The following is a 12,324-nucleotide window of genomic DNA, read 5'->3' on the forward strand; positions in this document are numbered from 1 at the left end:
ACGAAAAAAGCCTCGCCATATGGCGAGGCCTTTTCGATTTTTAGCTCAGTGCGGAAGAGAGGACTCGAACCTCCACGGGGTATTATCCCCACCAGATCCTTAGTCTGGCGCGTCTACCAATTCCGCCACTTCCGCGTGGCTGTTTCCTGCCCGTTTATTTTCCCTAGAAGGGCCGGGCGGGAGGCGTTTTATAGTGACAACCGAAGTGGGTGTCAACACAATTTTTTTCATCTTGTGTCAAACCCTTCGTCGGGCGCCATCGGACCCCATTAACTGGTGGCCTGACACCGATATTCCAGCGGTGGGATGAACGGCAAAGGGCGCAAAAGGAATCAGTGAAACCCTCTGCGCCCTCTGGGTCTGTCTTCAGCTGTTTAGAAGCTGAATTCGTCTTCGGCAAGGCGCAGCACGTCGATGTAGCTGACGATGCCGACCAGGCCGCCTTCGAGCGAGTCGACCACGGGGATGGCGCCGACTTTGTGATCGATCATCAGCGCGATGACCTCGCTGAGCTCGGCGTCGGTGCCCACCGAGATGACGTCGCCCTGCATGACGTCGCTGACCGGGGCGGCCGAGCGCTGGTTTTCGGCGTCGCTGCTGTCGACGCCGGTCGAGAACGGCAGCGAGAAGCTGCGCAGGTCGCGGTCACTGAGCATGCCGAGCAGCTCATCATTTTCGTTGACCACCGGCAGGTGGCGCACGTCCATCTCGAAGAGTTTGGTGATCGCATCCGAGATCGTATCGGTGACGTAGACGCGCTCCGGGTTCGGGGTCATGATTTCTTCGACGTTCACGGCAGACTCCTGTGAGACAGTATTTGGTCAAAATCGGAAATTGTAGCGCACTGCTAAGCTAAACCATCGAGGCTGAGCTTCAAGGCGCGATTTGCGTAATTCGGCGGTTGGCGCGGGTCTGTCTACTCCGCAGCCTTCCCTCCGCTATACATCCCCTCGATCTCGTCCGCATACTTCGACTCGACGACGCGTCGCTTGATCTTTTGAGTGGGCGTGAGCTCGTCGGTCTCCTGAGAGAAGTCCTGGGGCAGCACGACCCACTTTTTGACGGTGGAGACGCGGGCCAATTCGTTGTTGGCCGCCTCGACCTCGCGGTCGATGTACTCGCGGAACTCGGGGTGGTCGACCAGCTCGTCCGGATCGGTCGGCCAGCCCTTCTCCTCGGCCATGGCCGGGCCGCGTTCGGCGTCGATGGTCAGCAGCGCCGACAGGAACTTGCGCCGGTCGCCGATGACGACCGCCTGGCCGATGCCGTCGATCTTTTTGAGGAGGCTCTCGATCTTGGCCGGGGCGATATTCTTGCCGCCGGCGGTGATGATGATCTCCTTTTTGCGCCCGGTGATGCGAAGGAAGCCGTCCTTGTCGAACTGGCCGATGTCGCCCGAGTGCAGCCAGCCGTCGGTCAGCGTCTCGTTGGTGGCGTCTTCGTTCTTGTAGTAGCCCTTGAAGACGTTGCGGCCCTTGACCAAGATCTCGCCGTCCTCGGCGATCTTGACGTCGACGTCGGGGATGGGCAGGCCGACGGTGCCGAGCTTGGTCTGGCCGGGCATTGGCCGGTTGGCGGTGGTCGGGCCGGTATCCTCGGATTGGCCGTAGATCTCGCGGATGATGATGTCGAAGCTGGCGAAGAACTCGAGCACGTCGAGGCCGATGGGCGCCGCCGCGCTCACCGCCATGCGCAGCCGGTCGAAGCCGAGCTTGCCCTTGAGCTTGCTGAACACCAGCTTGTTGGCCAGCGCGTACTGGATCTTGAGCGCGCCTCGCACGTCGCCATGCTCGATCTGCTGGTAGGCTGCTTTGACGCCCACGCCGCGCGCCCAGTCGACCAGCTTGGCCTTGGCGCCCGTGGCCTCGGCGAGCTTGTTTTCGAGCGCCGATTTGAACTTTTCCCACACCCGGGGCACCCCGAAGAATACGGTGGGGCGGGCGACCTCGATGGTCTCTTTGACCTTGGCGATGTCGTCGCAGAACCAAATCGGGTAGCCAAACGTCGCCGCCAGGTGGATGGTGAACATCTGCTCGGCGATATGCGACAGCGGCAGATAACTTACCAGGCAGTCGTCGGGCTCCATGCCGCCGATCATCTTCTGGGCGGAGCCGGCGGTGAACGCCAGGTTGTCGTGGGTGAGCATCACCCCTTTGGGCTTGGAGGTGGTACCGCTGGTGTAGATCATGGTGGCGACTTCATCCATCTCGATGCCCGAGATGCGCTCGTCGACGTCGTCGAGGTGTTCGCGGCCGCTCTCCAAGAAGTCGTCGAAGGAGACGACCATCTCGTCGTCGACCTGGTCGGCGTCGCGGATCATCACCAGATGCTCCAAGTTGGGCATCTCGTCGCGCGCCTTGTCGACTTTTTCCCACTGCTCTTTGTCCTCGAGCACCATCACCTTCGACTCGCAGTGGTCGGCGATATAGGCGACCTCCGACGGCGAGTTGGTCTGGTAGATGCCCACCGGCACGCAGCGAGCCATCATCGCGCCCATGTCGGCCATGACCCACTCGGGGCAGTTGTTGCCGATGATGGTGATGTGTTGGTGGGGCTCGATGCCCCGGGCGACGAGCCCGCCAGCGAACAAACGGCACTTCTTGGCGTAGTTCGCCCAGTTGATGTACTTCCACTTTCCGTCAAGATTCGCCCAGGCGGCGGGCTTTCCGGCATGCTTCTCGCTGTTGTCGAGAAAGCGGTCGACAATCGAATCGCGGGCCACGGTGACCTCCGATGTTTCGGTTTTGGTGAGGTCCTAGTTTTAATCCATATCGGGTGGGAGAGTAAAGAGGCGTGCGTCAGTCAATCAGTGGCACGAAGCCATATTCGCGGATGAGCAGCTTGCGCCGACGTGCGGCGAGGTGCTCGCGACGAGCCTCGGGGCTCATGATGGCGAGGTCGACGCGGTTCTGTTCGCTGATGGCGTCTTCGATGCGGTCCTGTTCGGCACGGTCGAGGGCGCGAAAATACCCGTCGACCAGCGCGTCTTCGATGGCGGCGAGTTCCGAGAACGGATCGTCGACCTGGCTGGCGTCGACCAGCGTTTTGATCTCGCGCCACGCCTCGCGGTAGACCTGACGGATCTGCTCTTGGTCACAATTTTTGCCGGCGCGCTCGATATTGGCCAGCGCTTCTTCGAAGAGGCTGGAGTAGGCGTTGCCCGACGATTGGGTGGGCGCCTGGTCGGTCGACTCGCTGGGCGGGTTCGACTGTGACGGATGATTGGCTCCCGACGGCCTGCTGGTTTGCGACGGCGGGGCGTATCCGCCATGGGCGCCGGCCGAGCGGTCGCGCGCGCTCTCGATGGCCGCTTCGATATGGCCGCGGCACGCGTAGATATTTCGCGGCGGGTCCTCCTCTCCCATACTGTCGATGGCCTCTTTGATGCCGCGACAGATCACCTTGGCGCTGGCGCCTTCGTCGCGCCACTGGCTCAACAGCTCCAAATCCCGACCGCCGAACATAATGCCCCGGCCGGTCACTTCCAGAAAGTAGACCTGGATGGTGTCGAAAAAGCTGGGGTTTTGGGGAGAATGGCTCATTTGTTACGGCGTTTGGTTGTTTCTCTCGAAGGCGGTGGCCTTGCAGAAGTTGGGGCGCCATCTACATAGGCATCTAAGGACATGAGGGCTGCGAATCGACCAGGTGTGGCAACTCGCAACCCCTATGTCCTTAATTGCTTATGTAGCAGGCGCTGCGAACCTGAATCACTTACTCTCCAAATTTGGGCTCGCCGAGCACTTTCGCCAAGCTAGGGGTCTTCGCATCACGATCACTTACGGGCGATCTCGCGCAGGCGCTCGTCGAGGCGCGTGTAGCGTAGCTGCGAGCGGTTGTTGCGCACGGCGATGCCGACCGCTTTTTCGCTGCCGACGACGACGACGAGCTTCTTAGCGCGGGTGACCGCCGTGTACAAAAGGTTTCTCTGCAACATGACATAATGCTGGGTGAGCACCGGCAGGATCACCGCGGCGTACTCGCTGCCCTGGCTCTTGTGCACGGTGATGGCGTAGGCGAGCACCAGCTCGTCGAGGTCGGTAAAGTCGTAGGTGACGCGGCGGCCGTCGAAGTTGACCCAGACGGTGTCGTCGTCGCGGTTGATGAGCGAGATCTGGCCGATGTCGCCGTTGAAGACCTCGAGCTCGTAGTTGTTGCGGATCTGCATGACCTTGTCGCCGACCTTCCACTTCTTCGAGCCGCGCTCGAGAGCGTCGGCGCCGGGGTTGAAGCGCGCCTGCAGCTTTCGGTTGAGCGCCGAGCAGCCCACGTCGCCTTTGTGCATGGGCGACAAGATCTGGACCTCGTCGATGGGGTCGTAGCCGAAGGCGTTGGGCACGCGGTCGCTGACGAGCTCGATGATCTTTTCCTGCGCCTCCTGTGGGCTCTTCGCGGCGATGGTGTAGAAGTCGACGAGCTCGCCGGCCTTGCGCTGGGGCACCACGGGCATCTGGCCGGCGTTGATGCGGTGGGCGTTGGTGACGATCGCCGACTGCTCGGCCTGGCGAAAGACCTCGGTCAGGCGCACGACCTCGACGGTGTCGCTGTCGATGATGTCGCCGAGCACGTTGCCCGGCCCGACGCTCGGGAGCTGGTCGACGTCGCCGACCAACAACAGCGCGGTCGACTCGGGCAGGGCGCGTACGATCGCGTGGAGCAGATAGGTGTCGATCATCGACGCCTCGTCGACGATCAGCAGATCGACGTCGAGGGGGCGCTCCTCGTTGTACTTGAAGCCGCCTTCTTTGGGCGTGAACTCGAGCAGCCGGTGCACTGTGCTCGCGTCGCGGCCGGTCGCTTCGTTCATGCGCTTGGCGGCGCGGCCTGTCGGCGCGGCCAGCTTGACGTGACGGTCGAGCTGCTCGGCCAGCGTGACGACCGCCCGGATGATCGTCGTCTTGCCCGTGCCCGGCCCGCCGGTCACGACGACCGTCTTGTGCTCGAAAATCGCCAGCGCGGCCTGCTTTTGGGCACGCGCGAGCTCGACGCCCATGCTGCGCTCGATGTCGGCGAGCTTGTCGTCGAGGTCCGAGAAGGTCAGCCAGTGCTCGGCGCGCACGAGCTGGCCCAGGTGGCGCGCCGCGCCCAGCTCGGCGCGGTAGGCTGGGGCGCGAAACACCGCCGGCGGGCGTCCGTCGCCCAGAGGCTCGGTCACGATGCGCTCGTCCTGGGCGAGGTCGGCCACCGCCGCGCCGAGCATATCGTCGGGCACGCCCAAGATCTCGACCGCGCGGTGCTTGAGCTCGCCGAGCGGCAGGTACATGTGGCCGTCGGAGTGGGCCTCGCGAAGGCAGTACAAGAGCCCCGCGCGAAGACGCGCCAGCGAGTCCTTCTCCAGGCCCGCCTCGAGCGCAATGGCGTCCGCAGTCTTGAAGCCGATGCCGTGGATATCCTCGGCGAGCTTGTAGGGATTCTCGCGCACGATCCGGATGGAGCGCTCGGCGTACTGCTTCCAGATCTTGACCGCAAAACCCGGCGAGACGCCGTGCGACTGCAAAAAAACCATCACCGAGCGCACCTGGCGCTGCTCGGCCCACGCGCTCATGATGCGCTTCGCGCGCACCTTGCCGATGCCGTCGACCTCGGTGATCCGCTCCGGATTCTCGTCGAGCAGATCGAGCGTATCCTCGCCGAAGTGGTCGACGATGCGCTCGGCGAGCACCGGCCCAATCCCCTCGACGAACCCGCTCGAAAGATATTTCTCGATGCCCTCGCGAGTCGTCGGCGGCACCGGCCGGATCGCGTCGATGGCGAATTGGCGCCCGTAGCGCGCGTCGTTCTGCCATTGCCCGTTGACCTCGACGGTCTCGCCGGGGCGCGAAGACATGATATTGCCCACGATGGTGACCTTGCGCCCGCTCGACATCTCGAGTTCGCACACCGCGAACTCGCCGTTGTCGCTCTCGAAGCGAATCTTGCTGAGCGTGCCCTTGATCATTTCTGATGCCTGCGTCTCGGAAGAGCGGGCAGCGATGTCGCGTGATCGAGTCATAGCCCCGATGGTAATTGCCGGGCGGTTGGCGAGCAACCGACGGTTGGGCTAGCCCGCGACCGCGCCCCCGCCCGCGACCGCGCCCCCGTAGTTCAACCTGAAAGGCGTGCAGAACTGCGACTCCGCTGCGGATGCACGACTAAGGACGATTGGGACCAACAGCCAAATCGACCTCATTGCAGTGAAACGACGGGGCGGGGGCGCGGTCGCGGGCGTGGGCGCGGGTACAGGACAACGGGACGTGGTCGCAGCTGTGCTCCACCCGGATTATTGTTGGGCGACTCGATTGAGAATCATGCTATTCAACATCGACACAACTCGCTTGAGCAACCATTTACCCTGTTCGTGGTCATGATCGCTGATCAGTCGTCGCACCTGCAGCGCGTCGTAGACGGCCGCAGATTCGAACGCCGACCCGCGGGCAATCGTGTAGAAGTTGGCCTTGTCGGCAGGCAACCGCTTTCCGGCGCCTTCCGCAATGTTCAGCATGATCGAGGTCGATGCTCGGTCGAGCTGATCCTTCAGCTTACTGTGCCCTCGCGGGATTGCTTCCAAGGTTCCGGATGTCAGTGCAAAGAACTCCAGGGCAACACCGTAAACTTCGAGCTTCTCGTGACCTAACATTTTATAGCCTCCAGTACGTTGAGTAGTAGGTGGATATCGTCTCCCCCTCGTATTGGTTTTCGGCAAAATCGCAGATTTGTTGCGTGATCTGGCTGATATTTTTTTCAGCGAGCGTCGCCGGTGGTTTGAATTGTCTCGTGTTTTCAGTTTCTTACGGTGCTCTTCTTCGGCGGTGCGTTCCATCCGGATCTCTGTTTGCCATCCACAAGCGTTGTCAGAGCCGGCAACATCCCGCGACCGCGCCCTCGCCCGCGACCGCGCCCCGTAGTTCAACCTGCAGGGCGTGCAGAACTACGACTCCGCTCCGGATGCACGAATTGGGTCGATTGGGACCAACAGGCAAACCGACCTCATTGCAGTGAAACGACGGGGCGGGGGCGCGGCCGCGGGTGCTGGGCTCCGCAGGGGCCAAGGCCCCGCTCCGCCAACGGCACGGCTCTCCCCCCGATCCCAAACCATTCGGGAATCCCGCGGACGATAATCCCGTTGTATCTTTGGATAGAATTTCCCAAGCTTCCGCCTGTACCTATACTCAGGCGAGAATAAATAGAGAACGGCAAGGCAGCGAGGATCACCGATGGCGTCTGCATGGGCGTTGATAGAGGATGACGGGCAGCTTCTGTTCGTAAGGCGGGCTCTCGATTTGGGCCGCGGCGGGCAGTGGTGCCCGCCGGGTGGCACCATCTGGAAAGATGAGTGGCCGGAGGTGGCCTGCGTGCGCGAGGCTTTCGAGGAGACCGGGCTTCGGGTGACGGTCAAGCGACCGATCGCCAAGTTCGAGTCGGCCTGGTACTTTTTGTGCTCGCTGAACAACGGGCGCGGGGACATGAAGCTCAGGCCGCGCGAGTGCATCGACGCGCGCTGGGTCATGCCGCGCGAGTTGCTCGGCCTGGGCACGGTCATGGACCTGCGCCGGATCATCCCGCTTTTGGAGTTGTCGGGGTTTCGCGCCCCGTCGATGCCGCGCGGGTTGGAGCCGGCGGTGCCCGAAAAGCTATTCTGAGGGAGCTTCGGGCGGCGCACAGATGCCGCCAACTCCGTCGACGTAGAGCCCGGCTTGACCGTGGATACCAGTGAGCACGCTTCCGGGCGGACATCGTAGCCGAAAGCTTGTTTCGCCCGTCGATTTAGAGGGGCGATTCGCAGTTGGGCTGCATGTCGGCTCGAGATGCTCGATCAGCCCTTCGGCGTGACCCTCGAGGCCGACGGCGAGTTCTCCTTCGGGGCATCGAAGCTCGTCGGGGCCGTCGGCTGAGCGGTGCTTCCCCTTCCAAGGTCCCACCGTGCCTTGTTGACGCGGTTGTTGCTGGCGCTGTTGGTCGCCAACCGGCGCGCACGATGCTTGAAGCGCACCCACGACCTCACCGTCCCTGGCGCGGTGGATATTCAGGCCGGCGATCGCCTGGCCTTCTGGACACTCCCATACAAATGCCGAGCCTCCCTTGCCTCCCACGGCGCGAAGGTAAATCACGTCGCTATCTTGCTCGACCTTCCATAGCGAGTAGTGCTTCCCCCGCTCGACCTCGACGAGCTGGCTTTGCAGCGTCTTGTCGCGGCGCATCATTTTCGTGGCGCGACGTCGGTCGTCTTTGGTCCACAGGACGTAGGGCGCCTCTTCGTCGGTGCACGCGATGAAGCCTGGCACCGCTTCGCCATCATAAAACCAGCCGCGGTGCCGGGCGTTGAAGAAGAGCGCCGGATGGCGCGAGGTGCTGACGAACTTCTCGCCCGGGGCGAGGTTTTTGCGCACCAGTCGGCTCGCCTCCTGGATGTCGGCGGGGACGTCGTCGTTGAAGTAGCCGTTCTCCCAGCCGCGGGTCGGTCCGAGCAGAATGTGGTAGCTGGTGACCGCATAGACGACCAGCGCGACAGCCGTGGCAGCGCGACCGGCATGGCCCGCGCGCCACAGGATTCGTGCGCCGACCCCGATGAGGATCGAGGCGGGCACCACGATCGGCAATTGGTAGTAGATATGCGTCTCGTTTCCTCGAAGTGTCGCACACACAAACAAGATGAACGCGATGGCCCACACCGCCGCGAAGCGGACGACCTCGCGCCCTCGAGCGCGGGTCGCGCCGACGACGGCGAGCATCAGACCGCTCCAGGTCAGGATGTCGAAGACGAGGCGCTCGGAGAGCTTTCGCCAGGTGGCTGGATCGCTAAAGATCTGCCAGTCGGTGAACTTGCTACCCGAGCGGTTCCCCCAGATGCCGAAGGTCCACGGAAAGTCGTGGGCGTAGAGCGACCAGGCGGCGACCGGCACGAGGATCGCCACTCCCCAGAGCCAGTATTGGGGCGTGCGCAGCGCTCCGACGAGTCCTTTGCGGCTGATGAAGAGATACAGCGCCGGAAATACCAGGAAGCCGTTGGACAGCTTGAGCAACAGCACGAGGGTGGCAAAGACCCCGCTGAGCACCGCGTCGGCGAGCCGATCGTCTTCGAGCCAGACCAACAGGTGGTACAGAAAGGCGATCCCGAAGAACAGCGACGGGCCGTCGGGCTGGATGGTTCGGGTAAAGTAGATCGACAGCGGCAGCAGACAGAGGGCGGCCACCGCCAGCAAGGCCTCGGATTCCTCGCCGCCCAGGCGAAGCACCATCAGGTACAGGTACAAGCAGGTCAGCGCGAAGAAGAGGAGCGAGATGGCGCGCAGGTACCACGCGGGCGGAAAGTCGACGCCCAGGGCGGCCAGAGGCAACGCGGCGAGCCAGCCGACGACCGGAAGCTCGGCCTCGACGAGACCAAAGGGCTCTCCTTGGAGCTCGCACGGGTAGCGATCGACGGTCGGGTGGAACGGGTTGAGCGTCTCGTCGAGGTAGCCGTGGGTGAACGCGGCGGTGTCGGCCTGACGCCAAGCGTGAAAGTCGGTGATGCCCGGCTCGGTGAGCTGGTAGCAGCGGATACCGACGCCCATCAGCACAATGGCCAAGAGTAGCCACCACGATCGGTGGGTGAAAGGTCGACGCGACTGCAGAGACGGACGATCTCGCTGCGGTGAATTCGTCATGGTGGCGTGACAGTCCCCCTGGCTGGTTGAGGCTCAAACTATTTAGGTGAGACAGAAGCTAGTTGGGTGAGACTAAAGCAGGCGAGGTGACGTTGCCGAACTTCGTCTCGCATTTCAAATGCTCGATCTATCTATCGTGATCTTTTTTGGGGGCTTTCTTTTTCGAAGGGTTTTTCTCTTTAGTGCTCTTTTTCTCGGTGGCTTTCTTGTCGGCGCTTTCGTCGAGTCGATCGAGCTCCACGCACTCGATGCCGATAGCGTCGAGCTTGTCGCCGTTTCTGCCGGTGATCCCTTGGATGACGCTTCCCTCGGGGCAGCGAAGCTCGAACGCCTTACCTTGGTCGTCAGCGGCCTTGCCTTGGTCGTCAGCGGCCTTGTCTTGGTCGTCAGCGGCCTTGCCTTGGTCGTCAGCGGCCTTGCCTTGGTCGTCAGCGGCCTTGCCTTGGTCGTCAGCGGCCTTGCCTTGGTCGTCACCGACCGCGGAGGTTCGACTGACGTCGCGTACCTTCCAGTCCGCGTCTTTGGCGCGCTTGCGAGACGCATGGGCGCAGATCAAGCCGAGCTTCTCGACGAGCGTGTCTGCCCTTCCGTAGACGCCCGCCGCAAATTTGCCCGAGTCGCATTGCAGGTGCTCGCGCCCGGACTCTTTGCCCGGCGTTGCTAGTCGGGGGCCGGCGGTGCCACCGGTGGTCAGGCGGGCGCTCGTTCGGTTGACCCGCGCCTTGCGGCAGTGCGGGCGAAGCTCGCCGATGTGCTCTTTGTCCTCTCCGTGGCGGATTTCGAGCTTCGAGAGTGCCTGGCCTTCCGGGCAGAACCACTCGAAGGGAAAGCCGCCGTAGCCGCCGGCCATGGCCGAGTGCGTCGTGGGCCGGTCGAAGTCGTGGACTCGGTACAGGTGCCAGGTCTGGATCTGCTCGTCCTGTTTCTGCTCGTCCTGTTTCTGCTCGTCCTGTTTCTGCTCGCCCCCGGCTGTGGCGGTGTCGACGAGTGAGACGAGGCCGTCGTGCGGGATGCGCTTCTCTTCGTCGGTGATGATGAAGTCCCATGCCTGCAGCCGCGCGACGTCGTCGAAGCCGGTGTGGTGCAGGTCGGCGTAGTTTTCGCCGGGGCGAAACTTGATGGGGTTGAAGCCGGTGGCCGGAAAATGAAACCCGCCAAAGCTCTGGGTGCGCATCTGGACCAGGCCCGGGCAGTTGTGGTTCAGGGCGCTGCCGTGAAAGCGCGTCTCGTTGTAGCCGCGAATCTGGGCGCACTCGACGCGCGATTGGGGCGGGATATGCTCGGTGAGCTCGAGGATGGGCCCAAACTCGTCCCGCGCAAATTGCTCGACGTTTTGAGCGATAAACGGACCAAACCAAAACGGCATCGCCACGGCGACGACTCCGGCGAGGCCCGCCAGCCAACTGTGGTGCGGCAGCCGGGGCAGCAGGGCGGCGCACATGACGAATAGCGGCACCACGCGCGTGTCGATGTTGGTCTGGTGGATGTGTGAGGGAAAGATCGCGATGGCGATGCCCAGACAAACCACCACCAGGAGCAGCGTGTGTCGCTTTCCTTCTTCATACACGCGAAGCAGCGCCTGACGCAGCTTCTCGAGCACTCCCCGTGCGTTTTGGGGCGCTTCGAACGACGGGACATCGACGCCTCGAGACACGCCCATCCACACCAGCCAAACGCCGAACAGGATGGCGAGAACCTCCACCTCGACCTCGGTCGAGGTGGCGTTGATGGCGTGGTCAACGAACCCCTGGACTTTGCCCATCGGTGTGTTCCAGCGCGCGTGGCGCGCCAGCATCTCGCCGATACCTCCCGAGGGCATGCCGCTGGCGTTCTGCATCGTGGCGTTCCAGTACACCCAAAGGGCGACGGCGGGCACGAAGGCGAGCAGGTGCACGGCGTCGCGAGGGCGAGCCAGCGAGAAGAAGAGCACGAACGCAGCCGCACCGATGGTAAACACGCAGCCCAAGCCATGGGCGAAGAAGCTCGCCAGGCAAATCGCCCCCAGCGCCACGCTCCACCGCCAGTCGCTGGTCTGGCCGGCTTTGCGCGCGGCGGCGAGCGCGGCGAAGAAGAACGGGATGACGGCGACGTAGTTGATCATCCCCCAATGCAGGCCGGTGTGCCACAAAAACGGCACGCACAGAAAGACGAGCCAGCGCGATCGGTCGAACACGCGCGCCATCCACACCAGCGCGCCGACGGTGGCGGCCATCATCAAGCTGGTGAACAGTCGCAACGAGGCCAGCGGCTCGAGCAGCGGGTAGAGGAGGCTGGCAAACCGAGACGGCAGCGTGTTGGGCACCAGGCCGTCGTTGAGCACGAACATCTCGCGGTACAGCGCGACCTCGTCGTAGCGCGCCCACACGTCGGCCATCGCCGCGTGGCCGCCAAAGTCGGTCAGCGGGGGCATCGGGCCCAGCCAGAGCGGATAGATCACCGCCAGGGTCGCTCCTGCGAGAAGCCCCCAGAATAAAGAGTCGCTCGCCCACCGCTTCGCTCGACCGGGTTGGTCGAGATGGAGCCGGTCGCGGACGCGGTCGAGAAGATGTTTGAAGCTGGCCATGCAGTACAGTCGAGAGACACTGGGTTGATCGGCGCGGATCTCATCGCAAACCCTGTCACGATGCAAGTCGCGAATATTCGACAGCCCCCGACACGTTTCTACTATTGTGGTAAGAGTCCGTCTGGCAATTGCCCGCAAATC

8 protein-coding genes and 1 tRNA gene are annotated in these 12,324 nt (G+C 63.0%); 1 reads left to right on the forward strand and 8 read right to left on the reverse strand.

Annotated elements, in window-relative coordinates:
• Positions 1–49: 49 nt before the first annotated feature.
• From FIV42_RS17290 to FIV42_RS17315, 6 genes are all read right to left on the reverse strand, one after another.
• Positions 50–135 (reverse strand) — tRNA-Leu (locus FIV42_RS17290).
• A gap of 239 nt (positions 136–374) precedes the next feature.
• A complete protein-coding gene (locus tag FIV42_RS17295; RefSeq protein ID WP_141198903.1) occupies positions 375–794 on the reverse strand; it encodes a CBS domain-containing protein in 420 nt (139 codons plus the stop codon).
• A 122-nt stretch (positions 795–916) separates the two neighbouring features.
• Positions 917–2,722 (reverse strand): AMP-dependent synthetase/ligase, encoded by a 1,806-nt coding sequence (locus tag FIV42_RS17300; RefSeq protein WP_141198904.1) that lies wholly within the window; start codon positions 2,720–2,722, stop codon positions 917–919.
• 76 nt (positions 2,723–2,798) lie between these two features.
• Complete coding sequence (locus FIV42_RS17305; RefSeq protein WP_141198905.1) at positions 2,799–3,542, reverse strand: hypothetical protein; 744 nt, start codon at positions 3,540–3,542, stop codon at positions 2,799–2,801.
• Between the two features lie 230 nt (positions 3,543–3,772).
• Positions 3,773–5,989 carry an SF1B family DNA helicase RecD2 gene (gene recD2, locus FIV42_RS17310; protein ID WP_222615259.1) on the reverse strand — a complete coding sequence of 739 codons (2,217 nt, stop codon included), beginning with the start codon at positions 5,987–5,989 and terminating at the stop codon, positions 3,773–3,775.
• A gap of 267 nt (positions 5,990–6,256) precedes the next feature.
• Positions 6,257–6,796, reverse strand: a complete 540-nt coding sequence (locus tag FIV42_RS17315; RefSeq protein ID WP_222615260.1) for a four helix bundle protein — start codon at positions 6,794–6,796, stop codon at positions 6,257–6,259.
• A gap of 394 nt (positions 6,797–7,190) precedes the next feature.
• Between FIV42_RS17315 and FIV42_RS17320 the strand changes: the two genes are divergently transcribed.
• Positions 7,191–7,616 carry an NUDIX hydrolase gene (locus FIV42_RS17320; protein WP_141198906.1) on the forward strand — a complete coding sequence of 142 codons (426 nt, stop codon included), beginning with the start codon at positions 7,191–7,193 and terminating at the stop codon, positions 7,614–7,616.
• On the opposite strand, the gene FIV42_RS17325 is transcribed toward FIV42_RS17320, so the two are convergent.
• Entirely contained in the window at positions 7,608–9,533 is a 1,926-nt protein-coding gene (locus FIV42_RS17325) for an ArnT family glycosyltransferase (protein ID WP_246099100.1), read from the reverse strand. The two genes, FIV42_RS17320 and FIV42_RS17325, sit on opposite strands and share 9 nt — an antisense overlap.
• Positions 9,534–9,747: 214 nt before the next feature.
• The gene (locus FIV42_RS30200) at positions 9,748–12,183 is read right to left on the reverse strand and encodes a hypothetical protein (protein ID WP_168210726.1); all 2,436 of its coding nucleotides are present in this window, start codon (positions 12,181–12,183) and stop codon (positions 9,748–9,750) included.
• Between the last annotated feature and the right edge of the window lie 141 nt (positions 12,184–12,324).

The sequence above is a fragment of the Persicimonas caeni genome (genome assembly GCF_006517175.1).
Classification (GTDB): Bacteria; Myxococcota_A; Bradymonadia; order Bradymonadales; family Bradymonadaceae; genus Persicimonas; species Persicimonas caeni.

Bases quoted from the DNA above. Each gene is read 5' to 3' on its own strand.
- FIV42_RS17305 (WP_141198905.1), bottom strand. From the start codon at position 3,542: ATGAGCCATTCTCCCCAAAACCCCAGCTTTTTCGACACCATCCAGGTC.
- recD2 (WP_222615259.1), bottom strand. From the start codon at position 5,989: ATGACTCGATCACGCGACATCGCTGCCCGCTCTTCCGAGACGCAGGCA.
- FIV42_RS17315 (WP_222615260.1), bottom strand. From the start codon at position 6,796: ATGGAACGCACCGCCGAAGAAGAGCACCGTAAGAAACTGAAAACACGA.
- FIV42_RS17320 (WP_141198906.1), top strand. From the start codon at position 7,191: ATGGCGTCTGCATGGGCGTTGATAGAGGATGACGGGCAGCTTCTGTTC.
- FIV42_RS30200 (WP_168210726.1), bottom strand. From the start codon at position 12,183: ATGGCCAGCTTCAAACATCTTCTCGACCGCGTCCGCGACCGGCTCCAT.